Origin of the sequence: Bacillus sp. FSL R9-9497 (genome assembly GCF_038005805.1) — a bacterium.
Classification (GTDB): Bacteria; Bacillota; Bacilli; order Bacillales; family Bacillaceae_G; genus Bacillus_A; species Bacillus_A cereus.
This window is the reverse complement of the sequence record NZ_JBBOTY010000001.1, coordinates 4,855,689-4,880,536: the sequence shown is the minus strand read 5'-3', so window position 1 is coordinate 4,880,536 and position 24,848 is coordinate 4,855,689. Positions and strand designations below refer to the sequence as shown.

The window sequence follows — 24,848 nt, the reverse complement described above, 5'->3', positions numbered from 1 at the left end:
TGTCATTTTCACTTTAAGCGTTTGTTTTGAAATGAGAGACGAGAACTTCAAGTTCTTGTACGATTGTTTTCATTTCAGATGATTTGTTAGCCACGATACTCATTTTGTTTACTTGATCACCAGCTGAATGTGCTGTTTGTAATGTTTCTGCAGCAACTTCATTTGAAATAGAAGCGATATTATTTAAAGCTGCGTTCATTTCTTCAGAGCTTGCAGCCATCTCTTCAGCAGTTGCAGACATTTCTTGCATTTGCGTAGAGACTTTGTTAATGTGGTTAACAATTTCTGAGAATGAAAATCCGGCAGTACGAATAACAGTAATTCCTTCAGAAGCTTCTGCTTGACCTTGTGTCATCATGTCATTTGCTATTTTAGTATCGGCTTGAATTTGATGCAGTAAATGGTTAATGTCAGTTGCGGCTAGTTGAGATTGTTCAGCAAGTTTTCGAACTTCATCAGCAACAACAGCGAATCCTTTTCCATGTTCACCAGCACGAGCTGCTTCAATAGAAGCATTTAAAGCGAGTAAATTTGTTTGCTCGGCGATATTCGAAATAGATTGAAGTGCAGTATCGATATGATTTGTATGTGTAATGAGTCGCTCAACTACTTGTGATGTAGCGTTAACAGCTTCGTTAATTGTGTGCATTTGTGTAATAGATTTCTCAATGACTTTATTCCCATCATCTGCTTTTTCTGAAGTTGTAACAGCTAAACTAGTAACAGAAGAGGCGGACTCAGCGATACGCTGAACACTTGTTGCCATGTCATCCATTGCAGTTGAACTTTCTTCAATGCTAGAAACTTGTGAACGAATATTGTGTTCAAGAGCATTCATAGTTTCTTGGGTCCTTGCGGTATTTTCCATAGAAGCAGTCGTTTCGATAAATACATTTTCGGAAGCTTCTTTTACACTTGTTGATGTTTGTTGAACTTGTTTTATTATAAGCTGTAAGTTAGTGAGCATTTGATTAAAAGAATTTGCAATGTCACCTATTTCATCTTTACTTGTTACGTGTAATCTAGCCGTTAAATCTCCATCTTGAGAAGCTAATTCTTTTAACTTCTCATCAATTTGTCGAATTGGTTTAACGAGTTTACCAGAGAACCACCATGCTAATAAAATAGACGTTAATGTACATGTAATGAGTGAGAAGAAAATAATATATTGAATAAGTGATGAAGAAGACTCAACGTCAGCAATTAATGCGTCACGTTTCTCATTCTCTTCATTTGTATATTTATTAAAACGACCTAAAAGATCATTTACATAATCTGTTTGTGCTAAAGCAATTTTGGATGCTTCGTCCCATTTTCCTTCACGAGCAAGAGGTAGTACCTCATTATCTATGACGCTACGCCATTTTCCCCCCATTAAAATAGCTTCTTTCATTCCTTCTGGGAGCTTCTTGTCACTTGTTACTTTCTCTCTAGTATCAGCTAATTTTTTCCCTTCTCGGTTGAACTTATCTAATCCTTTTTGATCATGTGATAGTAAATATTCTTGTAAACCAGCAACTTGTGCTTGGAACCAATCGCCACGTTCTTTTAAAATCGTCGCTCTTTTTGATACATCATTTTTTAACGTTTCGATTTCACTTGCTTGATTCATGGCGAATGAAAGAATAACAATAAGAGCAATGCTAAATAAAGAAGAAATGCTTAAGAGTGTGAACAGTAGTTTTTTTCGAATACTAACATATTTCATCGTTACCCCTACCCTCATTTAAACTGTTTATTATGATTTATAGATATTTAAAACAAAATTAATAAAAACATTATTATGAAGTTATTAATCTGTTCAATGAAAATTATAGCAGATAATGGAAGGAGTCAGATTGGTATTAGAAAAAGTTCTTAAAATGTATACATTTGCATATCATAAAATTCATAAATAAATATTAGAAATGCTATTGAAATTTGAAATGACATCATGTATACTTCTAATTAGTTGATAACGATTATCAGTATCAACTGAAACATTACTCTTCGTTATGTTGGTCATACCCCTTTTTGACGACGTAAGTCAGAGACGAAATGTTGAAATATCTTGTGTCCTATTCTACAGAATTATGGTAATCTCCAACCTCAACTTATATGCGTGAGCATGCAAAAAGGATCCTATCCGTGAAGGGATCCTTTTTTGCATGCTGTCGCAATTATTGTATATAGACCAGGGATACGTTCTTCGATTCCTTCCGGTGCAGCAGAAGGGAAGAGCCATCTTTGATGAGGTCCGTGTTCTTCAACTAGTTTTTCAATTTTAAAATGTTCTTCCGCGAGTGTTGTAATAATTTCTCCTAACGTCCAGCGACGGATGGTTGTTTTAGGTAGCGATTCTTTCTGTGCTTCTGTAAGAAGGATGCTATAAGCAACATCATCTTCAATTAATTCTTCATCGAAATAATTTCCACTTGCTCGAAATGATGGATGGTCTACTCCTAATAGCTTTGTGTATATTGGATGGTAATCGCGAAGGATAAGTATTCCACCGGGCTTTAGTAGTTGAGAGATTGTTGTAAAAAGTGGTTTTAAATCTAGAAAGTAATGAAGTACACCAAGTTCCAGTAATACGATATCAAATGATTTGGAGAGATTTACATCTAGTACATCAGAAACGATGTAATGAATAGAGACGCCTGCGGCTTCCGCAAGTTCATTTGCATATTTTGCATTACTTGCTGAAATATCAACAACTGTTACGTCAGCTCCTAAAAGAGCGAGTGCGACAGCTTTATTTCCTTTTGAGCCGAGTAAATTAATAATACATTTTCCTTTTGGAGATTGTATGTAAGGTAAATAATGTGCTACTTCGCGCGTGGGATCTTTCATGATTTTTTTCGCATAATCAGCTGGTGCCCCGTGGCGATTCGTCCAAGCTTCATAAGCAGCTGTATTCCAGCTTTTTGCATTTATAGTGCTTAGTTGTTTTTGGTTCAATGTTATCACTCCTTTTGTGAACGTATAGTTATTCGGCAGGGGGATGGGATTTCCTTTTCTTTCTGAATAAAAGTTTGATTTTTCTGTGATTAAGTCGTACAATACTTTTTATACGTAAAAGCGTTGAAAAGGAAAAGTAGGATGAACACATTCTTTCCAGAGAGCTTCGGTAGCTGAGAAGAAGCAAGAATATTCATTTGAACAATGGCCTTTGAGCTTCGTCCTGAACTTATCAAATGATAATAGTAGGCGGCGACGAGAGTTGGTACTCGTTATCAAAACCACAGTATAAGAGCATATAGCTCCGTACTTGTTAAGGCTAATTATGTGAGTAATTGGCGAAATAAGGTGGTACCGCGACTGTTTATACAGCCCCGCCCTTATCTTTTTTAAGATAAGGGCGGGGCTTTTTATATTTAAAAGGAGGAATGTAAGATGAGTATTTTTATTGGAGGTGCTTGGCCGTATGCAAATGGTTCGTTACACCTTGGCCATATTGCGAGTTTGTTACCTGGAGATATTTTAGCGCGTTATTACAGGGCAAAAGGTGAGAATGTGCTGTATGTTTCAGGGAGTGATTGTAATGGAACACCGATTGCAATTAGAGCAAAACAAGAAGGTGTGACAGCGAAGGAAATTGCTGATAAGTATCATGAAGAGTTTGAACGATGTTTTCGTAGCCTTGGTTTTACTTATGATTGCTATACACGTACAGATAGTGAGCACCATCATGAAACGGTTCAAAATGTTTTTTTACGTTTATTAGAAGAAGGACATATTTATAAAAAAACAGTGGAACAAGCGTATTGTGAAACGTGTACGCAGTTTTTACCGGATCGTTATGTAGAAGGAATATGTCCACATTGCCATGAAGCAGCAAGAGGAGATCAATGCGATGCGTGTTCAGCTATTTTAGATCCTCTCGATTTGTTAGAAAAGAAATGTAAGTTATGTGGTAGTACGCCATCTGTAGAGGAAACAGAGCATTTCTATTTTGCATTGCATACATTTCAGCAGCAAATTAAAAGGACTGTAGAAATTGCCAAACAAACAGGGACATGGCGCGACAATGCGATTCAACTAACAGAGAGGTATGTAAAGGAAGGATTACTAGATAGGGCCGTATCACGTGATTTACCAATTGGGGTACCAATTCCAGTAGAAGGGTATGAAGATAAGAAAATTTACGTATGGATTGAAGCAGTGACAGGCTATTATTCAGCGAGTAAACATTGGGTTGAAGAAACAGGGAAAGATGATCAAGAGTTTTGGGATAGCGAAGCGAAAACATATTATGTACACGGAAAGGATAATATTCCGTTTCATTCCGTCATTTGGCCAGCGGTATTACTTGGAATAGGGGAGGAAGCAATCCCGCGTCATATCGTTTCGAATGAATATTTAACAGTTGAAAAAAGAAAATTATCTACAAGTAAAAACTGGGCAGTATGGGTGCCTGACATATTAGAACGCTATGATCCAGATTCTATTCGTTACTTTTTAACCGTCAACGCACCAGAAAATCGCGATACTGATTTTTCATGGCGGGAATTTATTTACAGTCATAATAGTGAATTATTAGGTGCATACGGGAACTTTGTGAACCGGACATTAAAGTTTATTGAAAAATATTATGGTGGTATCGTGCCGAAAGGAAGTATTGAAGTAGAGCTGAAAGATAAAGTAGAAGGATTATATAAACAGGTAGGAGAGGCGATTGAGCAAACTAAATTTAAGGTGGCGCTAGAAACAATATTTGATACAGTACGTTTTGCAAATAAATATTTTGATGAAAAGCAGCCTTGGAAACAAAGAGAAGATGATCCAGTTTCATGTGAAGAAACGATTTATAACTGTGTGTATCTTATCGCTAATTTTGCCCATCTCCTTGAGCCATTTTTACCATTTTCAAGTGAAAGAGTTCGAAACACATTGTCGATTGTGAAACGAAATTGGGAACCGCAAAATACGTTGCCAAGTAGAATTGATAGCGTACAGCCATTATTTGAGCGAATCGATGTAAAACAAATTGAGCATGAGATAGAGAAGCTGTATGGAGCGGTAAAATGAGATAGAGAAAAAGACCTTTCAAGTAAATGAAAGGTCTTTTGTTATGCAGTATGGTTCTCTTTCTTATCTTTCAAAAAGAAAAGTACAGCAAGGATTACAAGAATAATAGCTGCAATATCATACGTTATTTTAAATGTAGTATTAAAGTTTAAGTACTCTACGAAAGGAGTTTTCACTGCTCCTGCATATATACAAACGGGAACGAGAAGTAAATCGTAAAATTTCTTTTCTTTCATATATCTTATTAGGAAGAAGATACACATAATAGCAAAAAATACGATGCTTAAAATAGTCATTTATACCTCCAGATAAATTTACTTATTTTAGTTGCAGTTATATCTTTTATATAAATTCTGTATTTTTTCAAGCGCTGTGCACGCGATTGTGTTTCCTTTCTTTCCTAGCCGTAAGCAGCTGAGGAGTGAAAATTCCAACCAATATAAAAATAATTCCAATCCACTGCATGAACGTTACGACTTCATGTACAAGTGTAATAGAAGCAATAATAGCAGTTGGTAATTCAGCTGCACCTAATATTGTACCAAGCCCTGTTCCAACCTTTGGTACACCGATTGAAAAACAAATGACAGGTACAACAACGCCGAATAATCCGAGGAAGAAAGCATATTTCCATAGGCCAGCTTGCAAAGCACCGTCTATTAAAAAGGTTGGCGGAAAGAATAGGCATACGATAAGAGTAGCACTTGTTGTCATAAGAAAGCTTTTCGTATAAGGCGGAACATCCGTAGCGACGCGCCCGCTCGCAAAAACATAGAATGAAAAAGAGACAGCAGCTAATAGCCCAAAGATAATCCCTTTCGTAGAAAAACTTTGTCCGAGGCCTTCAAATACACCACCTGCAAACAATGTACCAGCAAATAAAATAAGGATAGATATGATCTTATCGCGGCTTGGAAATGTTCGATTTGCAATTGCTTCGATAATGACACCAATCCAAGTGAACTGAAAGAGTAGGACGACAGCGATAGATGCGGGTAGTTCTTCTACAGAAATAGCGTAAAAAATCCCAGTCATACTCATTGTTGTTCCGACGGTTAGTAATGAAAAAAATTGTTTTTTTGTTACTTTATGACGTGAAAAGAAAAGAACGAGTAGAAATAGTCCAATCCATCCGAAGACATATTGTCCCCCTAGTAGTTGATGTGCTGAAAATCCATTTATGAATCCGAGTTTGAAAATAGTTGAAAGTATGCCGTAGCTGCAAGCACCGAATAAAACGAGCACTGAATATTTAAACTTTTCCATAAAAAATCCTCCTTTTAAGTAATAAAAAACGCCCGCTATCCAAATAAGGATAACGGGCGAACGAAACAGAGTAAGACACTCTACAAAATTCCGCCACTCACACATGAAGTATGAGTTTGGGGTATGTAATTATAGTGAATGTTACATTGCTTTTGGGAATACAATGGAGCATTTTACACCTTGAGCTGTGTTTTGTATCCCGTAAGGAAACTGATGTTTATCTAATATTTGTTTCACGATATATAATCCAAGACCACTACCTTGTACTAAACCATGTTTATCAGGGTTTGCGCGATAAAAAGGCTCAAATAAATGAGCAAGTTTATCTTCATCAATTTGTGAACCTGTATTTAATACTTCTAATGCATAACCATTTGGTTTTTCATAAAGCTTTATATATACGTGCTGATGGTCAATTGTATAATGAATTGCATTTGAAATAATGTTAAAAATAGCAGTTTGAATAAATTTAGGATCAGCTAAAATTTGTACGTCGTGTTTAATATTAGATTGTACATTTAATTGTTTTACAGATACAAAGTAATCTACTTTCTTCATAACATCCTCAATAATATTAGATAAAGAAATGACTTCTAAATTCGGTTTAAATTGAGGGTTTTGTATTTTGGATAATTCCGACATTTTTTCCGTTAATATGTTAATGTCTTGCATCATCTCGTAGGAACGTTTCAAATACTTATCTCTATCTTTATAAGCTCCAATTCCGTGAATCATGCCATCTAGTTGTCCCATAACGGCTGCGATTGGTGTTTTTAATTCATGGGACACCATAGACATAAATTCTTTACGAGATTGTTCTAATTGTTGTTCCTTCTTGAGCTCGTTTCTTAAATCTTGATTGCTTTCATGTAAATTCTTCACAATATTTGGTACTTGTGAAGCAGCTACTTGCAAATTAAAATCTGTTTGATCTGCATTTTTGTTAAGTAGCTTTTTATCTGAGAAATCAAGATTCATAATATCTTTTAAAGCATCGCTCATATATTGAAAAGGTTTGGCAATTAGTTTTGTATAAATTAAAGATCCAAGTAGTGATAATGCAAGCATTGTCGCGCCAATATGTGGAGCTAATTGCTGCAACGCATCTGCTAACTTTGGATTATCATTTGTATCATTTGTTTTACTTGCTGCATTTTGTGTATGTAAGGCATCATTATTAGCGGCTTTCTTTTCTGCTTCTGTAGGCGGATTAGAAGTGCTATTTTTCCCCGAAAGATTTTGTGTATGTTCTTTTGCCTTTACAGTTTGGCTAGGCTGCAAAAGGTGATTGATAGCTGTAGAAAGAGATTTATAATCTATAATAGAAGATTGGAAATTAGAAATGCTCTCCTCTGACACAGCTTTATTTTGCTTCGTTTTACTTCCGTCGTTTTGCTTATCTGAATCGGCCTGTTCTGTAGTCGGCGTTCCATTTTCTTTCGTAAAACGTTCTTTATCGTAGTTTGAAGCTAGAAAGTAAATAATTTGATAAAGGCAAAGTGATAAAAGAATACAAAATAATAAGGTTTTGATGAAAATATTTTTGGTGATGTTGTCTTTGCTACGATTCGATTTTGTAGCCAATGCCTTTCACCGTTTTAATATAAGGAATTCCTAATTTTTTTCTTAAGTTTTTAATATGTGTATCTATAACTCTTACATCACCATAATGTTCATAGCCCCATACCTTATTCAACAAATCACTTCTTGATAATACTTTTCCTCGATTTTGCAGTAAAGTATAAATAATTTCAAATTCTTTTGTTGTCAATTCAATTTGATTACCATGAACATAAGCTGCATATGCTGTAGAGTTTAACATCAATTCATGGAATTGTAGTATAGTTGCAGCTTCTGCTTCCTTCGTTGCTGCCCTTCTTAATACAGCCTCTACACGCTTAATAAATACAGTGTAATGGAACGGTTTCGTAATATAGTCATCAATACCTAACTCAAATCCTTTAATTTCACTTTCTTCATTATGTAAGCCTGTTAACATAATGATTGGTACATCAGATTGTCCTCGCATAATTTTACAAATACTATAGCCATCTATATCTGGTAACATTACATCGAGGAGGACAAGATCGTATGAATTTTTTTGGAAAAGAAGAATACCTTCTGTTCCAGCACCAACTACATCAACTGTAAAGTTTTGTGCCATTAGAAATTCACGAATAAGTTCTTGTATATCTGGGTTGTCTTCAATCACCAGTATATGCGTCATAGTAACACCTCCTAAATAACGCTTTTTACTGCAATATTCGAATTCATCATTTTTCGAGTGACTCAGATTGTTTATACATATAATAAGCCCCCGCTATAAAATAATCATGAAGGTAGCAAGGGGAATAGTTTAGTGTTACTGAATAGTTCAGAATTACAGTAGTTCTATTATAGTATGTATTATAAAATTTATAAAACATTATAACTGTATAATTTTAATATCTACGTTTATCAATGTTTAGATATTAACTAATCAAATCTATTCCTATTATATATGTAAATACAGTTGTTTTGCTACTGTAAATGAATAAATAAAATAAGCCAAGACATAAAATTCTTGGCTACACATAAATCTTGTTTTTAGGCTATTTTACAGTGACAGTAGCTTGCTGCTGAACGCGCTCAAATAACCAGTGTATATCATTGTTATACATACGAATACAACCAAGTGTTGTCCATTTGCCGATTGCTTGATTATTGTTAGTTCCGTGAATCGCATAAGTTGTTCCGTAAGTTCCTGCCATATTTAATCCGAGCCAACGGTCACCAAGTGGATTACGTGGATCGCCGCCTTTAATTTTGCCTGTATAATAAGGGCGGTTTTTAATTTTATTTACGATTTGAAAAGTGCCTTTAGGTGTAGGTGTTGCAGCTTTTCCAGTAGCGACAGTAAAACTTTTTATAAATTTTCCATCCTGATAATAATCCATTTTATTTAACTGAGTGTCTACGATTAATTGATCTTTCGTTGTAGCTGCCTCTGCACTAGCGAATGGAAGAGTTAAAAATCCTAATGATAATAGTGCGCTTAATAATAATTTTTTCATTGTTATTCTCCTTTTACTATCGTAATAGTCTTACATACAATGAAGTTGTAATCCTCGTAATGCTTTATTTACATTTTCATCTAATGTTTCAAAGAATGTAGTGATTTTGCTGTTGTGTTTGTTGTTATCAATAAGTAATCTTTCATTTAATAAAAGCTCACCACGTAGTCCAAAACTTTGAACTTGAATATTGAGCTCATCTTCATTTTCAGAAATGATTGGTAAGAAATAGTGAAAAGCTTTTGTTGGAATGATGTAGCTTTTGCCAATCATGCTTTCTTGATTTGAATTAATCCATTTTTTCGTGACAATTTTAATATTCTTTTTTGAAACGATAAAAGATAGTGTTGTAGATTTTGTTAAACTTACGTCAAATTCACTTGTTTCACATATTTGTAAATTAAAAACGGTTTCATTTTGATGAGATTCAACATTTGTATTAATAAAATCGTGCATTTTATATGCTTCCATTTCGTATTCACCCTTTTTTCAATTTCGAAAAACGACTTATATTTATTCAAATTAATGCTTAGTCATATATTGGTTAAATTTTTCAACAAATTCCGATATAATCTTACAATACGTATATGAAGCTAATATGAAGTTAGCATGAGTTTGTGATGGTTTTTTATTGAGAACAAAATAAGAGAGCTTTTTTAGTGCTAAAAAATGGATAAAATCTGCATGTTATTAATGCGTCTTTTCGCTATTTCGAATTGAAAAATGATTTTTACTATTTAATAAAGAACGAAAATCATTAGTGTGACCCTTACAAAAATGTAATAAAAATGTAAGCTATTGTGATAGTTATTTCGACAATTTTTTTATACAATAATAGTAAGAAGTTGTACGTGATTGAAAGGAGAGATGACATGGAATGGATTCATGAATTATTTCAGCAATACGGGTATTATGTTGTACTTGTCGGTTTGCTGTTAGAATATATTGCACTTCCGTTTCCGGGAGAGCCAACATTAGCATATGCGGGATTTTTAGCACATAAGGGTGATTTAAGTTTACCGATTTTAATCATTCTATCCTTTATTGGGACAAGTGTAGGAATGACGATTCAATACTTTTTAGGAAATAAATTAGGTATGCCTTTCATTCAAAAGTATGGGAAATACGTATTTTTAACACAAAGAAAAATTGACTTAACGAGAATGTGGTTTGATAAGTATGGGTACTTCCTAATTTTTATTGGTTTCTTTATTCCTGGTGTACGTCATTTCACAGGATACTTTGCAGGAATTATTAATTTACCATTCCGTCGTTTTGCCATTACAATTTATTCAGGCGCTCTATTTTGGGTATCATTCTTCTTAATCGGTGGTTACTGGTTAGGTGGAAACCTACATGATATCTTTGGAGTGCTAGAAGGTCATATCGGTAAAATCATTTTTGGAGTTATTGTGATTGTAGCGGTTACGTTGGGTATTCGTTTCCGTAAGCAGTTAAAACGAGTATTACTACAAAACGCAAGTTAATATGAAATCCATTCTATGTCAGAATTTAGGAAGGTAGTGCAAAAGCACTGCCTTTTTTATTTTATTTTTAAGACTATGTTTAATGCACATTTTACATTCTTTATAGGAATTTGATACAGGATAAGAAATAAGTATTTTGTCAATTATTATAGTCGTAATGACAATTATAATTGACAAATATAAGGATATTATTTACAATTTTAATTAAATAAATGAAAAAGAGGGAAGACATGAAGCTTCAAAATCGAGTGAGGGAATTGCGAGCAAAGCATCGTTTATCACAAGGGGATTTAGGGAAAGCGATTGGATCATCACGGCAAACGATTAGTTTAATTGAGCGTGGGGATTATGCACCATCTATCGTATTGTCGTTAAAAATCGCACAAATTTTCAATGTACCGGTGGAGGAAATATTTACGTTAGTAGAGGGGGAAGAGGACGATGAAGAGTAAGCGAAAAAAACAATTTGATTCTGTGGGGAAAATAGCATTAAGTATGATAGGAGGATTTTTAACGTCTTATATAGCTTTAAATTTACTCTCGGATGAACCGAGAAAATTATCATCCAATACATTTATAGGTATATGTACTATTTTTGGAATTTTAATGATGTACTATACTTGGAAGAATACACGTATGTTAGCAGAGGCACGCGATGAAGAAGAGAGCGTACAAGGCAGAAAATTAGGCATTATAAGTATATATTTACGTGTAGGTGATATAGTTACGCAGGCATGGTTTGTATATGCAGTTATTACATGTAGACGTGCACTGTTGCAGGATACAGATGTTTCATTTGCGGTGTGGAATTTAGTAGCTTCTATTGCTTGTTTAACTACAGTAGTAATTATCGGACTCATAACAAAAAATCGTTATAATAAGCTATATCCTGAACAAGGTGTAACGTATATGGAATCTATGAAAATGTGGACGAAAAATGCAGATGAAGGATTAAAGCACATTGTGCATGAGGCTGGATATAAAGCATATGAATTTACGAATACAATATTGGCATATGTATGGTGGGCTGCCGTTATATATACAGCTGCTAGTAATATCGATTTTGTATTAATTGGCCTAATCTCATTTATTTGGATATTGCATCTCGGGAAGTTCATGTACGAAATGCAGAGGAAAATGATTTATTAAGGGGAGAAAAAGGTGGATATTTTAAGAAGGCCAGCTGGCTCAATGACAGTGGCGTTAATTCTGTCCATTTTATACGGAGTAATCCGAACTGGGAAATTAGAAGTAATTTTGAACCTATGGGCAATAGTTGGAATTTCATTGTTAGTGTTAGCCATTCATGAGCTAGGACATGTAGTATTTGGTGTAATAGGTGGTTTAACATTTAAATTTATGACAGTAGGACCCATTACTATTCAAAAAGAAAAGGGAAAATTACGCATTCGAGAAAATAAATTATGGGCGTACTTTGGAGGCGTTGCAACACTAGTACCAACTTCTATAGAGACACCGAATCTTTCGAAAAAATGGGCGTGGCTCACTTTAGGTGGACCAATTACGAGTTTACTGTTTGGTATTACTTCCGGTTACATATACATGGTGAGTTATTATCAATATCTTTTATATTTTTCCTTTTTCCATTTTGCAATCTTTGCGGTTACAATTGTGCCGATAAAAGGAACGCTTATGAGTGATGGGATGCAATTTCTTATTTTAATTAAAGATGATGAAAGAGCTAGAAATCATTTATATGAGATTCAAATATCGAGTGAGTTATTTAGTTATAAAAGACCGAAAGATTGGGATGAAAGATTAGTAGAATTGAGTGAGGAGAAAATAAAAGAGAATAAAGGGATAAGAGAGATAATGAGTAGACTTATGCTTGTCTTTTTTGCTCGTGCAGATCAAGAGGGAATGGAAAGAGCGATACCGTATATAGAACGAATTGTTCAACTACCTGTAACGAAAGAAAATAAGTTTTTCGTTAGTAGTTTTCATAGTTGGTATCTTTTATATAAAGCCCTTTATCAGATGGATAGTCTTTCTTTGCAAGAAGCAAAGGAACATGCAAAGGCTATTACAAAAATGGACCTAAGTGGATATTACCGTACACAAGGAATTATCAAATATTTAGAGAATGATCTAGAAGCTTCCCATACTTATATGAAGAAAGCTGATAAAGAATTGGAGAGCGCCGAGAAGAGTGAGATGGGATATTTACAATTAGAAAGAGAATGGTTTGAGCAGTTGAAGGTGAGGGTATCTTACGATGGGTGAGGTATCCTCTTTTTTATATGTCATCTTATGCCGTTCCATAAATAGCCCGGGGCGAGTAAAATGAGATAAGAAGAGCAAAGCTTGGAGGAAGTAGATATGGAAATTTTATCAATTATTTTGATAGTCTTGCTCATTTATGTTGTTTTTAAAGTGGCATATGTAGCATTAAAGATACTCGCGATCCTATTAATTATCTTTTTAATCGTAGAGTTCGGCAGTAAGTTGCTTGGGGGATAGGGTATGTGGTGCGTTTCGAGTGTCGAAGGTTGTCGTTAAATCGATATCTTGTGTTGAACCGTCGATATAATGAAAAAATCGTTGATATAAGTGGAGAAATGATCGATATATTTGAAAAATCGTTGATATATTTTAGTGAATACGAAGTGGGGTATGTGGAAAAGAAGTTGCCGTGAGGGTAACTTCTTTTTATCGTGATGCGGGGATATGCAAAACAATATAAAAAGCTGGAAGAGTATCTTCCAGCTTAAGAGTTACTTTCAATTTGACGACCGCTATCTTCTTCAGTGTCTTGTAATAGGTTGAATACGTCTGCTAGGCAGAATGCAATGAACCAAGTCCATAGACCGTGGAAGAAAGCTGAGCTTAATTGAAGTGGTAATGTATAGTTTGTCATTGAGTAGGAAATACATCCACCAACGATTCCAATCATTGTTAATAACATTGTTTTTTGAGCATTTTCTTCTGGATTGAAGAGGAAGTAAATGTATCCACCTAGAATTGAAGCGCTTACAAGTGTTTCGATTCCGTTAAAGATGATATTCTCTCCAAGCTGAGTGTTTGTCCAGAAGCAGATTGCTCCGCCGATAATAGCAAACAGGACAGCTATTGTATATCGTATATATTGATTCATATGTTCATCTCCCTATGTAATAAGATGATTTGGAAGTCAAAAAGGTAGGTATAGTATATTGAAGTGAGTTTTAATTGTACGTATCTTTTTATAAAAAGATCATTGAAGAGTAACTAAGATGATCGGTTATTTAAACCGTTACGTGTATGGTGTCTGAAATATACCCGACTGCTCGTTTCTTTTTGCTTGTAAAATAAGAGAAACTTCCAAGTCTATATACTCTTTTTTTGTGAGTCTGCTTTCATTATAACACATTTAGGGACATAATAATAGAATTATCTGATTTTGTAATAAGTGTAAAAAATAAAAAGCGTAAGGAAATACAATTAACGGTGCAGTTTAGTGGAAGAAGGATTTTAATTTATTATGATGAAATATGTAATCAAGGTGAGATCTAAGAATGAGGCTTAAATACTATAAAAAATGTTTTATAGCATGAATGTAAGGGAGGAGAGCTAACTTGGAGTTCACAACAGAAAGATTAATAATTAGACCTTTTAAGAGTACTGATTTACAGGATGTATTTGCTATTTATAATAGTGATGATACATGTAAGTTCCTATTACATAATAAGTGGACTCATGAAGACATGCAGAAAAGATTTAATAAGAAGCTAGCAAATAATGTACTTACTAAAGAAACAATATTAAGTTTGGCAGTTATATACAAAACTAAAGTAGTTGGTGATTTATCAGTATGGTACACAAATATGAAAGACACTGTTGAGATTGGTTATAGTTTTGCAAATGAAGTAGCTGGGAGAGGTTTGGCAACAGAAGCAGTAAGTAGTTTGGTATTGAAATTATTTAATGAATGTAATGTACATCGTATACAGGCTAATCTTGATGCACGTAATACAGCTTCACAAAAATTGTGTGAACGAATAGGCATGAGAAAGGAAGCCCATTTCATACAAGATTTTTGGAATAAAGAGGAATGGACAGATAGTATTGTATATGGAATGCTATCCTCCGATTTGTAGTAATAAACTTAGTGATTTTATTATGCTAAAAGGTACGTTAGTTGAATAACAAAGGGCATAACATATTAGTCATATATAATATGTTATGCCCTTTAATTTATTAACCGGTTTTATATGCGTTTGAAACGGCCGACAATTTCAACTGTTTCAGTAATGTTCATAAATGCTTTGTTATCCACTTGACGGATAATACGTTTCATTTCGCCTAACTCATAGCGAGTCACGACAGTGTAAATCATTTTTTTCTTATGGTTTGTATAGCCGCCGACAGCGTCTACCATTGTCACCCCGCGTATGCCGTGATGTAGTAGTGCGCTTTTTATTTCCTCGCCTTTTTCTGTAATAGTCATTATCGTTAATTTAATATGTTTCGTATGCACAGCGTCGATAACTTTGCTGACTACAAATCGACTAATTAACGTATAAAGTGTAATATCCCATCCGAAAATAAAACCTGCTGCTACAAGTAAGATTAAGTTGAATACAAATATGATTGCTCCAATTGAAACATCTCGGTATTTCGCTACAATCAATCCAACAACATCAAAACCACCTGTTGAAGAAGCAAATCGGAATATAATTCCTGAAGCTGCTCCGCAGATAACACCACCGAATACAGAAGAAAGTAAAATATCGTCTGAAACTTGGTGTACCGGGATAATGTTCATCGCTAACGATGATACAGCTACAAAGTACGCTGTTAAAAAGGTTGTCTTCTTTCCTAAGTAAAAGTGACTTAAAATAAGAAGAGGAATGTTTAGTAAAAAGATAAGTGCACCGATATTGTAGTGCATTAAATAACCGATAATCATCCCTACACCAGCGAATCCACCGCTAATCATATTATGCGGGATAAAAAACATATTCATAGAAATTGCATACAAAATAGAAGCTATAAAAATAACAACCAACTGTATCATAAATTCTAAGTGAAATGTTTTAGCTGCTGGGAAGGATAAAAAGGCGGTGTCGGGAACGTAATCGGCGTCTCCTAGTTGACCCATAGTATGTTTCATCTCCATATTCATTTTTGATTACAAGAAGAGAATAAAGGTTTTTTCAAAAACTGGCAATAGTTTTATTATAATGCAAAAATTTTATAAATTTCTAATAAATCAAGCCTATTCATTGATGTGTGTGAATATGCTAAAGAAAGCGAATACAACGTTTCTTAATTATTGTTTTCTTGAGAAAATATGCAAAATACTTTTTTTGAAAATAAAAGGAAATAGAGAATATTTGCCCGATGTGCTAAAATGACCTTATTAAGGATGTGAAGCGATGGAATTTTTATTGCAGGATGCAATTCTATATATATCGTTTGTAACGACAGCACTTTGTTTATTAGAAGTTTTCTTCCTTACTAATGTTTCTCGCTTTGTGCGTCAACAAGCATCAAGCGGTAGACAAAGAGCTTTTGTGTTAGTTGATACATGTGAAGATAGTGCGGGAAATGTACCGCTATTTTCAATTTTTTATAAATATGGAATGATTCGTTCCGTACGCAGACAAGAATCAAGTGAAGAGAATGATGAGGTTGGTCCGTATACACCAATGTTTCGCTAAATAATTACGAAACATTGGAGGAATGAACATGTTAAAATCATACCGAGCTGCGCTCATTAGTTTATCAGTAGTACTTGTTTTTGTTTTATCTGGCTGCAGTAATGCAGGCACAATTGATTCACATAGTACGGGAATATGGAACCATTATTTCGTATATCCAATCTCGTATATGATTCAATTTGTTGCTCATCATATACCGGGAGCTAGCTTCGGGGTTGCTATCATTATTATGACGCTCGTTATTCGTTCAGCCATGATTCCATTAGCTGTTTCGCAATATCGCAGCCAAGCGAAAATGAAGAAAATGCAACCTGAATTGCAGAAGCTAAAGAAAAAATACGGTGATGTAAGCAAAGACCTTGAAAAACAAAAGCAGTATCAAAAAGAAATGTCAGAACTAATGAAATCAGGCGGTTGGAATCCACTTGCTGGTTGCTGGCCAATTTTTATACAAATGCCGATTTTCTCTGCTTTGTATTATGCGATTAGCAGAACGGAAGAGATTCGCACATCTTCGTTTTTATGGGTGAACCTAGGACATGCAGATCCATATCATATATTACCGATTATTGCAGCGTTAACGACATTTATTCAGATGAAAGTTTTCCAATCGAATATTACACCTGGAGAACAAGTACAGATGCTAAAGATGCAGCAAATTATGATGCCAGCAATGATTCTATTTATGGGGTTTGCGGCGCCATCAGGACTTGTGTTGTACTGGATAACAGGTAACTTATTTACAATGACACAAACAATTGTATTAAGAAAAATAATGGAACGTGAAGAGTTACAATTACAAAAAGCATAGAGAAACACCGCTCATTACGAGCGGTGTTTTTTATTTGAATCGTTAAGGAAATTTTAAGAAACCAATATTACTATTGGCGTTGTATACGAAAGTGTACATGCTTTAGAAATATGAAGGAGGAAATTTCCTATGAAGAAGAAAACAGTTGGTTATTTAGCGATTGCAGGTGCTTTATCATTCGGAATCATTGGAGGAGTCGGTGTTCCGGCATTCGCGGCAACAAATACTCCAACAGCTGAGCAAGCGACAAAAACAGCGAAAAAAGATTCAGATGCCGCTACAAAACAAAAAGTAAAAACGATTATGGACGATACAAAGAAACAGTTACAGGAGCTAGGTGTAAAGCTTCCAGAAAAAGAAAAACGTAAAGAAATGTTTGCGGGATTAGATGAACAGGCGAAAGAAAAAGCGAAGTCGATTTTAGAGCAAGAAAAGTCTGGAAAATTAACACGAGAACAAGCAAAAGAGGAATTAACAAAGTTAGGCGTAAAAATGCCGGAGAAAGGTAAGCGTGGAGACATGTTTGCTAACTTAGATGAACAGGCGAAAGAGAAAGCGAAGTCGATTTTAGAGCAAAAGAAATCTGGAAAATTAACGCATGAGCAAGCAAAAGAGGAATTAACAAAGCTAGGCGTGAAAATGCCGGAGAAAGGTAAACATGGAGACATGTTTGCTAACTTAGATGAACAAGCAAAAGAAAAAGCAAAGTCAATTTTAGAGCAAAAGAAATCTGGAAAATTAACGCATGAGCAAGCAAAAGAAGAATTAACAAAATTAGGTGTGAAACTTCCAGAGAAAGAGAAGCATGAAGATATATTTGCAGGATTAGATGAGGCAACAAAAACAAAAGCAAAAGCGATTTTAGACAATGAAAAGAAACAATTAGAGGCATTGAATGTTGATTTACCGCACCATAAGTTTTTTATGAAAAAAGATGAGAAATAATTGAATGAAGTCGTATCTTTCGTGTGGGCAACCGAAAGATACGTGAGAGGACCGATTTCTGTTAGCAGAAATCGGTCCCTTTTAATGATTTAATAAAATTTTTTTCATTGTTAGTATGTATCCGAAGACGCAGTAGAAGATTGCAAAACCGATAAACACTTCCGTATATTGATATTTACCCAATACGTAGAAGGAAACAGCTGGTATAATAGCTACCGCTAAAATGCTATAACCAGGATACTTGTGCCGATGCATGATAGCGAATAGAACAGAGAGAAACGTAGCGATGATACAAAAGACAGCAATCATTATTGGTGCACCTCCTAAATGGATTATACCATTTTTAGGGAAATAGAGAAGTTTTGTATCTTCTGTTATAATATAAGAAGATAAATATTTCCTATGTTATATAAAAAACATATTGATTTTTTCTAACAATTCAATATAATGAACAATAACTACAAAATTCGACATCAAGAAGTGATGATGAGGACACGATCAATTTTTTACGATTTCCAGAGAGGGAAGCCTTTGGCTGCGAGCTTCCTAATACGGAAAAATGGATTACCACCTCTGAACTGCAGCAGTGAACGAGCATCTAGTAATTGCTTGCCGGCAAAAACCGTTATTTAGACTTGAGAAATTGGTGAAGTGTGTTACTTTACGAATTGAAACAAGGGTGGAACCACGAATACAACACTCGTCCCTTTTTTAGGGAGGAGTGTTTTTTTATTTCATTTTTGCATCACACTAGGATTGGAAGGAGGATACGCAGCATGCATCATGATGAGAAGAACAAAATTGGTTTAACAGTAGCACTTTCTATCGTAGTAGGAACGATTATTGGATCTGGTGTGTTTATGAAACCAGGGAGCGTATTAGATTACTCGGGGAGTTCTAATATGGCCATTCTTGCTTGGGTAATTGGTGGTCTGTTGACGCTAGCAAGTGGTTTAACAGTTGCTGAAATTGGAGCGCAAATCCCGAAAAATGGTGGGTTGTATACGTATTTAGAGGAGATTTACGGAAGTTTTTTGGGATATTTATCAGGTTGGATGCAAACAATTGTTTATGGACCTGCTATTATCGGAACATTAGGTTTATACTTTAGTTCTTTAATGATTAATTTTTTCTATTTAGATAAAGTGTGGAATTTACCAATCGCAATTGGAACGGTTGTGTTCCTTGGCGTTGTAAATAGTATGGGAACAAAATACGGAGGTATCGTTCAAACAATCACGACAATTGGGAAGATGATTCCGATTGTGTTAATTGTTGTGCTAGGTTTCTGGAAAGGGAATAGCGATATTTTTAACGTAGTTGTGCCGATATCGGAAAATCAAAGTATCGGTATGGCAATTTTAGCAACGTTATTTGCTTATGACGGCTGGATTTTACTTGCTTCGATTGGTGGAGAAATGAAGAATCCAACAAAGTTATTACCGAAAGCAATGACAGTAGGGATTTTAATCGTAACGGCTGCTTACGTATTAATTAACTTGGCATTATTAAATGTATTACCAGCAGCGAAAATTGTAGACCTTGGAGAAAATGCAACAGCGACAGCTGCAGGCATGTTACTTGGAGAATATGGCGGAAAAATTATTAGTATCGGTATTATCGTTTCTATTTTCGGCTGTTTAAATGGAAAGATTTTAACGTTCCCACGTATCCCAATGTCTATGGCAGAGCGTGGACAACTTCCATTTTCTAAGTTTATTGCAAAGGAAAGTCCGAGATTTAAAACACCAGCAAATGCGATTACTGTTGAAATCATTTTAGGAATTATTTTAATGATTATTAGTGATCCAAATAAGCTGTCTGAGATTTCCGTATTCATTATTTATATTTTCTATGTAATGACGTTTATTGGTGTCTTCATTTTAAGAAAACGTAATAAGAATAAAGAGCGTGCATATAGTGTACCGTTATTCCCAATCGTACCAATCGTAGCGATTTTAGGTTCGTTCTTTGTAATTGGTAGTGCGATTATTAACGATCCAGTAAGTTGTTTCTTATCGATTGGAATTGTATTTACGGGACTTCCGGTGTATTGGTGTTTAAATAAGAAGAAAGAAACAGAATGATGAAAAGGTAGGCGTATTATACGCCTACCTTTTTTACTGTAAAAAAATTGTACTTGCGTCTATTTTCTGTTTTGGTTACTATAGTCGTAGTAACCAAAACAGAAAGCGTGGGGAAAGACTTGAATTTTCGTGTTTATATTTTAGCTATCGCGGCTTTTGTAGTCGGAACGGTTGAGCTAATTATAGGAGGAACGCTCGATTTAGTTGCCAATGATTTAGGAGTATCTATTAGTGCAGCTGGTCAGCTTATAACAATATTTTCGGTAGTATTTGCTTTGTCAGGTCCAGTTTTATTAGCTTTGACAGGGAAGTTTGAAAGAAAAACATTGTATGTTGGAGCATTATCGATTTTCTTAATCGGAAATATTATTTCGGCATTTAGTGTGAATTACGGAATGCTGATGTTCTCAAGGGTTATTTGTGCGGCGAGTGGTTCATTAATTATTGCACTATCGGTAACACTTGCTTCTAGTGTAGTAGAACCGCATTTTCGTGCGCGTGCAATTGGAATCATTTTTATGGGAATTAGTGGATCACTTGTGCTTGGAGTACCGCTTGGTCTTGTACTCGGAAATGCATACGGATGGCGTGCACCATTTGTATTAATTTCGGTATTAACAGTTATGGCAATTGCTTGTATTTCATTATTCTTAACGAAAGTACCACCGACATCGGTATTATCAATAAAAGAACAACTTGCTACTTTAAAAGATAAAAAAATTGTAAGTGCACAGTTAACATCATTTTTGTTTTTAACAGGGCATTTAACATTGTATGCATATTTAACACCGTTTTTAAAAGATGTCATGCATGTTGAAGCAAACTGGATTAGTGTGTTTTACTTTATTTTCGGAATCGCAGCAGTAATTGGTGGCGGCTTTGGTGGCTGGCTTGCTGATAAATGGGGATCGAAAAAAAGTATTATTTCCATCATTATCGTATTTGCGTGTGCAATATTCATACTGCCATTAATGACATTCTCATTCCCGCTCTTCATCATTATGATGGGACTTTGGAGTATGCTGAGCTGGGCGATTTCACCAGCGCAACAAAACTATTTAATTGAAATTGCACCAGAATCAGCTGGTATTCAGCAAAGTTTAAATAACTCTGCCCTTCACTTAGGAATTGCACTTGGTTCAACAGTAGGCGGAGTTGTTATCGAAAAATCATCTGTTATATATAATGCTTGGGTAGGCGGTGGCTTTATTGTATTAGCACTGCTTTGCGCGATTTTCTCGATTACGAGAGGACGCTCTACTCAGTTCGTGAAAGAAGAATCTATCGTTTGATAGGTTCTTTTTTTATTTGTAAAAAATTGCAGGTTTTAGTAGAAAGGTGGAGAATTTATATGTAGCGAGGTGATGTATATGTATACGAATTTTTCAATTATTGGTCTTCTAATTTCAATGCTCCCTTTGTTTCTTATTATTCTTGCACTTAGATGGGTTCGTTTCATCTATAAAAATTCAGAGAAACAGGTAGAGCAAAATGAGAAAATCATTGAGCTGTTGATGGAGATAAAGGAACAAAACGAAAAGGAGTCTAAGTGAAAAACTAGACTCCTTTTTATTATTTAATTAGTATCTTAATTTCATTAACAAACTCTTAATTTCCTCATCTTCCATAAAGAGGTCATGGTGTTTCTGGGTAATCTTTGCAAGTGCAACGTCATGATAGAAAAATTCTGTAAAGAACTTTACGAAAGGTTGTGACATTGTTTTCATCGCTTGCCATGACTCTTGTTCTACGCCAGCAAATAAAATTTCACGATCGTCAACGATGAGTAGCAAGTAGCGCTCTAATGCATTAGGTTCTTCAGCTGGGATTAGAAAATGCATGTTTTCTAAGTCTGTTTCTACTTCTCCAACAATAAGGGATTCAATTTGAACACCTTGTTTTGCTTTTTGTTCTAGTAAAGGAAGATATTCTAAAAGAGTATCATTCCAAGCTGAAATACGGATTGATTCTTTTGCACTTTCAATGAGTTCTTTACTTTGAACTCGAATAGAAGATTGCATCTTTAAGCTCCACACACGGTCATCTGTAAATGATTTTTTTGATATATTTGTTTCCAGTTCTTTAATATTTGATTGGAATTCTGTCGTTAATTTTTCAATTGCTAGCTTTAGTGGTAATGCTGTATACAGTTTTTTCTTTTCTGAAACAGAATCCATTACCATTCCTTTATCGATTAGGCGTGCTAGCACTTCATATATTTTTGCTTTTGGAACACCTGAATGCTTCACAATCGTTGTAGCATCTAATGGTTCATTGCTTGATACGACAACTTCGTAAGCTTGGCTTTCATATTGTGAGAAACCGAATTTTTGTAACATAGTTACCTCCGAACGAATGAGATTATATTTTAAGGATAATGAACTATTTGTTTTTGCACAAGTGGTAGTCCGTTTTCTAATTGTATTAAGGTGAGAATTAATTTCAATTTTTTAATTTTATCTATTATACTTAATATAATGATTAATAAGATTTCAATTTAATGCGAAGGGGATGCTTGGGGGAAGATGTTAAGAAGTTTACGATTAAAAATTGCGGTAGTGTTTTCAGTTCTTATTTCTATGATGTTCGTAATATTGGGTACAGCTGTGTATCAATTACAGAAAGAAAAGGAAGTGCATTCCTTAGACGAGTATTCTCAAAATGCGATGGATCTTGTGACAGAGCAACTTACGACATTTGTTCAAAGAACGGATGAAGATATGGGGTATTACGCGAACAGTGAGATGATTCGTAATATGCTTCAAGGTGGGGTTACTCCAGAAGAGGAAGCGTTTTTAACGAAAGAGTTTGCAGAGTATAAAAAGAATCATCCTGGTATTTTAGATTTATATATTGGTACGAAAGATAAAAAAACATTAAGTGCCAATCTTGCTGAAGGTGGGCAAGTACCAGAAGGATATGATCCAACGACAAGACCATGGTATAAAGATTCAGAGGCTGATGTAAAAAAGGTCCATTGGGGACAACCTTCTTATGAAATTGCAACAGGAAAGTTAAGTGTAGGTGTTTCTAAAGCAATTACAGCTCAAGATGGGTCTGTATTAGGCGTTGTTGCGATGGATGTATCGCTTGGGACGATTCAGAAGTTGCTTCACAATATTCAATACAATAATGACGGAGAAATGTTTATTATAAATGATAAAAATATGGCTCTTGTTTATCCAGAAAAGATAGGGAAAGATGTTTCTAAAGAGCCACTTATAAAAAGCTTAAATAAAGAGGTAACAAAATATGCGGTCACTACAATAAAAGGTGAAGATGTAGTTGTTTATAGTCAATCATTTGATACGATGAAATGGACGATAGGAATCTTTTATCCGAAAGAAACGATCGATGGGCTATTAAATAGTACAAGAAATACAGTTATTATAATGGCATGTATTAGTTTATTAGTTGGAATCGTAGCTTCCTACTTGTTCTCAAGAAGATTAGCAAGACCACTGCAACTATTAAAGAATCACGTGCAAAAAGTAGCAGAAGGCGATTTAACGCTGCGAATGAAAGTGACAAGTAAAGATGAAGTTGGAGAGTTGACTAAGCACTTTAATGATATGGTTGAACAAATGAATGAAATGGTAAGTAAAATTAAAAACAGCGTATCAACGGTACAACAATCAACGAATAGTTTACATTATTTAACGAACGAAACAGTAGCGGCTAGTAGAGAAGTTTCAGGAGCAATGGATGATGTGAGCGGAGGAGCTTCTACTCTTGCGAATAGTGTGGATGAAGTTTCAGCTCAGCTCGAGAATATGGCGGAGTCAGTGGAACAAATGAATAGCTCCGTTGGTGAAATAAAAGGAGTGGCTGGCAAAGCGGAAGAGGCATCTAAGCAAGGATTAAATACAATGAGGAATTTAATCCGTACGAGGGGACAATCATCTTCGATTGTTGTTCATACAGAAGAAGCATCGGATAAGTTAGAACAAAGAGTTGGATCGATTCAAAATGTTGTTGAGCTTATAAAAGGCATTTCGGATCAAACAAATTTACTTGCTTTAAATGCATCGATTGAAGCTGCCCGTGCAGGTGAGCAAGGTAAGGGATTTGCGGTTGTTGCTGAAGAGGTGCGGAAATTAGCAGAACAATCAAAAGAGGCAACCGGAGAAATCACAACGATGATTGGTGATGTACAATTAGAAGTAAAAAGGGTTGTAGAAGTTGTAAGTAAATTGAAAGACATTGCAGATGTGCAAAATAAAGTGACGACAGAGGCGGAAATGGAGTTCCGCACAATTATGTCAGTCGTAAATACGATTAGTACTTCAGTTGAAAAAATTGTAGAAGAGGTACATAACATAGGTTACGAGCAGGGGGAAATTACAGCGGTAATGAATACAATTGCTGGTACGAGTCAAGAAAGTGCAGCTGTTTCTGAAGAGGTACATGCTGCAACGGAATCACAGGTGAATCATTTAGAAAAGGTAGCTCACACGATGGAAAGTTTGACAGAACATATGAGAGATTTAGAAAGATTAGTCGAGCAGTTTAAAGTGGAAGAGTAA

Annotated in this window: 26 protein-coding genes, 1 pseudogene and 2 other annotated features; of the genes and pseudogenes, 15 read left to right on the top strand and 12 right to left on the bottom strand. The window is 35.0% G+C overall.

The annotated features are described in order from the left end of the window. Window positions 1-13: 13 nt before the first annotated feature. Together MKY21_RS25315 and MKY21_RS25310 are read right to left on the bottom strand one after the other, a co-directional pair. A complete protein-coding gene (locus tag MKY21_RS25315; RefSeq protein ID WP_016118854.1) occupies window positions 14-1,708 on the bottom strand; it encodes a methyl-accepting chemotaxis protein in 1,695 nt (564 codons plus the stop codon). A gap of 413 nt (window positions 1,709-2,121) precedes the next feature. After that, on the bottom strand, window positions 2,122-2,940 hold the full coding sequence (locus MKY21_RS25310) for a class I SAM-dependent methyltransferase (RefSeq protein WP_001072229.1): 819 nt from the start codon (window positions 2,938-2,940) through the stop codon (window positions 2,122-2,124). 114 nt (window positions 2,941-3,054) lie between these two features. Beyond that, window positions 3,055-3,325: a binding site (T-box leader), on the top strand. Between the two features lie 50 nt (window positions 3,326-3,375). On the opposite strand from MKY21_RS25310, the gene metG reads away from it, so the two are divergent. After that, complete coding sequence (gene metG / locus MKY21_RS25305) at window positions 3,376-5,010, top strand: methionine--tRNA ligase (protein WP_016118852.1); 1,635 nt, start codon at window positions 3,376-3,378, stop codon at window positions 5,008-5,010. A 41-nt stretch (window positions 5,011-5,051) separates the two neighbouring features. On the opposite strand, the gene MKY21_RS25300 is transcribed toward metG, so the two are convergent. The 6 genes from MKY21_RS25300 to MKY21_RS25275 all read right to left on the bottom strand — a co-directional run bounded on the left by MKY21_RS25300 (window position 5,052) and on the right by MKY21_RS25275 (window position 9,800). Further along, entirely contained in the window at window positions 5,052-5,306 is a 255-nt protein-coding gene (locus tag MKY21_RS25300; protein WP_000154132.1) for a hypothetical protein, read from the bottom strand. Window positions 5,307-5,373: 67 nt separating this feature from the next. Next, window positions 5,374-6,276 (bottom strand): EamA family transporter, encoded by a 903-nt coding sequence (locus tag MKY21_RS25295; protein WP_098782493.1) that lies wholly within the window; start codon window positions 6,274-6,276, stop codon window positions 5,374-5,376. A gap of 141 nt (window positions 6,277-6,417) precedes the next feature. Further along, window positions 6,418-7,860 (bottom strand): ATP-binding protein, encoded by a 1,443-nt coding sequence (locus MKY21_RS25290; protein ID WP_044795000.1) that lies wholly within the window; start codon window positions 7,858-7,860, stop codon window positions 6,418-6,420. Continuing rightward, complete coding sequence (locus MKY21_RS25285) at window positions 7,838-8,503, bottom strand: response regulator transcription factor (RefSeq protein WP_000148833.1); 666 nt, start codon at window positions 8,501-8,503, stop codon at window positions 7,838-7,840. Before MKY21_RS25285 ends, MKY21_RS25290 begins: the two co-directional genes overlap by 23 nt. 364 nt (window positions 8,504-8,867) lie before the next feature. Beyond that, window positions 8,868-9,329, bottom strand: coding sequence for a L,D-transpeptidase (locus tag MKY21_RS25280; RefSeq protein WP_000735058.1), 462 nt, complete (start codon window positions 9,327-9,329; stop codon window positions 8,868-8,870). 30 nt (window positions 9,330-9,359) lie between these two features. Next, window positions 9,360-9,800, bottom strand: a complete 441-nt coding sequence (locus MKY21_RS25275; RefSeq protein ID WP_000388768.1) for a DUF3978 family protein — start codon at window positions 9,798-9,800, stop codon at window positions 9,360-9,362. A 401-nt stretch (window positions 9,801-10,201) separates the two neighbouring features. On the opposite strand from MKY21_RS25275, the gene MKY21_RS25270 reads away from it, so the two are divergent. The 5 genes from MKY21_RS25270 (at window position 10,202) to MKY21_RS25250 (ending at window position 13,297) form a co-directional block, all read left to right on the top strand. Further along, window positions 10,202-10,816, top strand: a complete 615-nt coding sequence (locus tag MKY21_RS25270; protein ID WP_000454754.1) for a DedA family protein — start codon at window positions 10,202-10,204, stop codon at window positions 10,814-10,816. A 230-nt stretch (window positions 10,817-11,046) separates the two neighbouring features. Then, window positions 11,047-11,268, top strand: a complete 222-nt coding sequence (locus MKY21_RS25265) for a helix-turn-helix transcriptional regulator (protein ID WP_000776168.1) — start codon at window positions 11,047-11,049, stop codon at window positions 11,266-11,268. Then, complete coding sequence (locus MKY21_RS25260) at window positions 11,258-11,965, top strand: DUF3169 family protein (RefSeq protein ID WP_000837710.1); 708 nt, start codon at window positions 11,258-11,260, stop codon at window positions 11,963-11,965. The genes MKY21_RS25265 and MKY21_RS25260 overlap by 11 nt, the downstream gene beginning before the upstream one ends. 42 nt (window positions 11,966-12,007) lie before the next feature. After that, the gene (locus tag MKY21_RS25255; protein WP_044795035.1) at window positions 12,008-13,060 is read left to right on the top strand and encodes a cytochrome c oxidase subunit II; all 1,053 of its coding nucleotides are present in this window, start codon (window positions 12,008-12,010) and stop codon (window positions 13,058-13,060) included. Between the two features lie 96 nt (window positions 13,061-13,156). Next, entirely contained in the window at window positions 13,157-13,297 is a 141-nt protein-coding gene (locus MKY21_RS25250) for a DUF3985 family protein (RefSeq protein ID WP_000404758.1), read from the top strand. Between the two features lie 247 nt (window positions 13,298-13,544). Here the strand turns inward: MKY21_RS25250 and MKY21_RS25245 are convergent, their stop codons facing one another. Then, window positions 13,545-13,931, bottom strand: a complete 387-nt coding sequence (locus tag MKY21_RS25245) for a DUF3938 domain-containing protein (RefSeq protein ID WP_001077763.1) — start codon at window positions 13,929-13,931, stop codon at window positions 13,545-13,547. A 460-nt stretch (window positions 13,932-14,391) separates the two neighbouring features. Here MKY21_RS25245 and MKY21_RS25240 point away from each other — a divergent pair, with 460 nt between their 5' ends. Then, on the top strand, window positions 14,392-14,913 hold the full coding sequence (locus MKY21_RS25240) for a GNAT family N-acetyltransferase (RefSeq protein ID WP_016118849.1): 522 nt from the start codon (window positions 14,392-14,394) through the stop codon (window positions 14,911-14,913). A gap of 110 nt (window positions 14,914-15,023) precedes the next feature. On the opposite strand, the gene MKY21_RS25235 is transcribed toward MKY21_RS25240, so the two are convergent. After that, window positions 15,024-15,917 carry a YitT family protein gene (locus MKY21_RS25235; RefSeq protein WP_000530044.1) on the bottom strand — a complete coding sequence of 298 codons (894 nt, stop codon included), beginning with the start codon at window positions 15,915-15,917 and terminating at the stop codon, window positions 15,024-15,026. A gap of 277 nt (window positions 15,918-16,194) precedes the next feature. On the opposite strand from MKY21_RS25235, the gene MKY21_RS25230 reads away from it, so the two are divergent. The 3 genes from MKY21_RS25230 (at window position 16,195) to MKY21_RS25220 (ending at window position 18,235) form a co-directional block, all read left to right on the top strand. Next, the gene (locus MKY21_RS25230) at window positions 16,195-16,479 is read left to right on the top strand and encodes a hypothetical protein (RefSeq protein ID WP_044794999.1); all 285 of its coding nucleotides are present in this window, start codon (window positions 16,195-16,197) and stop codon (window positions 16,477-16,479) included. A 28-nt stretch (window positions 16,480-16,507) separates the two neighbouring features. Then, window positions 16,508-17,290 (top strand): membrane protein insertase YidC, encoded by a 783-nt coding sequence (locus MKY21_RS25225; RefSeq protein WP_000920519.1) that lies wholly within the window; start codon window positions 16,508-16,510, stop codon window positions 17,288-17,290. A 129-nt stretch (window positions 17,291-17,419) separates the two neighbouring features. Continuing rightward, window positions 17,420-18,235, top strand: coding sequence for a hypothetical protein (locus MKY21_RS25220; RefSeq protein WP_341077597.1), 816 nt, complete (start codon window positions 17,420-17,422; stop codon window positions 18,233-18,235). An 81-nt stretch (window positions 18,236-18,316) separates the two neighbouring features. Here the strand turns inward: MKY21_RS25220 and MKY21_RS25215 are convergent, their stop codons facing one another. Further along, a complete protein-coding gene (locus tag MKY21_RS25215) occupies window positions 18,317-18,544 on the bottom strand; it encodes a hypothetical protein (RefSeq protein ID WP_000562238.1) in 228 nt (75 codons plus the stop codon). Between the two features lie 165 nt (window positions 18,545-18,709). Then, window positions 18,710-18,946 (top strand) — a binding site (T-box leader). A 65-nt stretch (window positions 18,947-19,011) separates the two neighbouring features. On the opposite strand from MKY21_RS25215, the gene MKY21_RS25210 reads away from it, so the two are divergent. The 3 genes from MKY21_RS25210 (at window position 19,012) to MKY21_RS25200 (ending at window position 21,875) form a co-directional block, all read left to right on the top strand. Next, entirely contained in the window at window positions 19,012-20,322 is a 1,311-nt protein-coding gene (locus MKY21_RS25210; protein ID WP_000546303.1) for an APC family permease, read from the top strand. Between the two features lie 107 nt (window positions 20,323-20,429). Next, complete coding sequence (locus MKY21_RS25205) at window positions 20,430-21,614, top strand: MFS transporter (protein WP_002001400.1); 1,185 nt, start codon at window positions 20,430-20,432, stop codon at window positions 21,612-21,614. A gap of 78 nt (window positions 21,615-21,692) precedes the next feature. Next, window positions 21,693-21,875 (top strand): hypothetical protein, encoded by a 183-nt coding sequence (locus MKY21_RS25200; protein ID WP_000288473.1) that lies wholly within the window; start codon window positions 21,693-21,695, stop codon window positions 21,873-21,875. 27 nt (window positions 21,876-21,902) lie between these two features. On the opposite strand, the gene MKY21_RS25195 is transcribed toward MKY21_RS25200, so the two are convergent. Further along, a complete protein-coding gene (locus MKY21_RS25195) occupies window positions 21,903-22,661 on the bottom strand; it encodes a TrmB family transcriptional regulator (RefSeq protein ID WP_000939479.1) in 759 nt (252 codons plus the stop codon). Window positions 22,662-22,847: 186 nt separating this feature from the next. On the opposite strand from MKY21_RS25195, the pseudogene MKY21_RS31230 reads away from it, so the two are divergent. Beyond that, window positions 22,848-23,900 (top strand): annotated as a pseudogene (locus MKY21_RS31230) (cache domain-containing protein); the annotation flags it as partial. Continuing rightward, window positions 23,895-24,848: a methyl-accepting chemotaxis protein gene (locus MKY21_RS31225; RefSeq protein WP_408945899.1), complete on the top strand. Its 954-nt coding sequence runs from the start codon at window positions 23,895-23,897 to the stop codon at window positions 24,846-24,848. The pseudogene MKY21_RS31230 and the gene MKY21_RS31225, both read left to right, overlap by 6 nt.

What these genes read in the sequence shown, in the direction of transcription:
- MKY21_RS25280 (WP_000735058.1), bottom strand. Translation starts at nt 9,329, where the DNA reads ATGAAAAAATTATTATTAAGCGCACTATTATCATTAGGATTTTTAACT.
- MKY21_RS31225 (WP_408945899.1), top strand. Translation starts at nt 23,895, where the DNA reads ATGGTTGAACAAATGAATGAAATGGTAAGTAAAATTAAAAACAGCGTA.
- MKY21_RS25250 (WP_000404758.1), top strand. Translation starts at nt 13,157, where the DNA reads ATGGAAATTTTATCAATTATTTTGATAGTCTTGCTCATTTATGTTGTT.
- MKY21_RS25265 (WP_000776168.1), top strand. Translation starts at nt 11,047, where the DNA reads ATGAAGCTTCAAAATCGAGTGAGGGAATTGCGAGCAAAGCATCGTTTA.
- MKY21_RS25260 (WP_000837710.1), top strand. Translation starts at nt 11,258, where the DNA reads ATGAAGAGTAAGCGAAAAAAACAATTTGATTCTGTGGGGAAAATAGCA.
- MKY21_RS25210 (WP_000546303.1), top strand. Translation starts at nt 19,012, where the DNA reads ATGCATCATGATGAGAAGAACAAAATTGGTTTAACAGTAGCACTTTCT.
- MKY21_RS25295 (WP_098782493.1), bottom strand. Translation starts at nt 6,276, where the DNA reads ATGGAAAAGTTTAAATATTCAGTGCTCGTTTTATTCGGTGCTTGCAGC.
- MKY21_RS25200 (WP_000288473.1), top strand. Translation starts at nt 21,693, where the DNA reads ATGTATACGAATTTTTCAATTATTGGTCTTCTAATTTCAATGCTCCCT.
- MKY21_RS25275 (WP_000388768.1), bottom strand. Translation starts at nt 9,800, where the DNA reads ATGGAAGCATATAAAATGCACGATTTTATTAATACAAATGTTGAATCT.
- metG (WP_016118852.1), top strand. Translation starts at nt 3,376, where the DNA reads ATGAGTATTTTTATTGGAGGTGCTTGGCCGTATGCAAATGGTTCGTTA.
- MKY21_RS25195 (WP_000939479.1), bottom strand. Translation starts at nt 22,661, where the DNA reads ATGTTACAAAAATTCGGTTTCTCACAATATGAAAGCCAAGCTTACGAA.
- MKY21_RS25315 (WP_016118854.1), bottom strand. Translation starts at nt 1,708, where the DNA reads ATGAAATATGTTAGTATTCGAAAAAAACTACTGTTCACACTCTTAAGC.
- MKY21_RS25215 (WP_000562238.1), bottom strand. Translation starts at nt 18,544, where the DNA reads ATGATTGCTGTCTTTTGTATCATCGCTACGTTTCTCTCTGTTCTATTC.
- MKY21_RS25300 (WP_000154132.1), bottom strand. Translation starts at nt 5,306, where the DNA reads ATGACTATTTTAAGCATCGTATTTTTTGCTATTATGTGTATCTTCTTC.
- MKY21_RS25225 (WP_000920519.1), top strand. Translation starts at nt 16,508, where the DNA reads ATGTTAAAATCATACCGAGCTGCGCTCATTAGTTTATCAGTAGTACTT.
- MKY21_RS25230 (WP_044794999.1), top strand. Translation starts at nt 16,195, where the DNA reads ATGGAATTTTTATTGCAGGATGCAATTCTATATATATCGTTTGTAACG.
- MKY21_RS25285 (WP_000148833.1), bottom strand. Translation starts at nt 8,503, where the DNA reads ATGACGCATATACTGGTGATTGAAGACAACCCAGATATACAAGAACTT.
- MKY21_RS25220 (WP_341077597.1), top strand. Translation starts at nt 17,420, where the DNA reads ATGAAGAAGAAAACAGTTGGTTATTTAGCGATTGCAGGTGCTTTATCA.
- MKY21_RS25270 (WP_000454754.1), top strand. Translation starts at nt 10,202, where the DNA reads ATGGAATGGATTCATGAATTATTTCAGCAATACGGGTATTATGTTGTA.
- MKY21_RS25255 (WP_044795035.1), top strand. Translation starts at nt 12,008, where the DNA reads ATGACAGTGGCGTTAATTCTGTCCATTTTATACGGAGTAATCCGAACT.
- MKY21_RS25235 (WP_000530044.1), bottom strand. Translation starts at nt 15,917, where the DNA reads ATGGGTCAACTAGGAGACGCCGATTACGTTCCCGACACCGCCTTTTTA.
- MKY21_RS25245 (WP_001077763.1), bottom strand. Translation starts at nt 13,931, where the DNA reads ATGAATCAATATATACGATATACAATAGCTGTCCTGTTTGCTATTATC.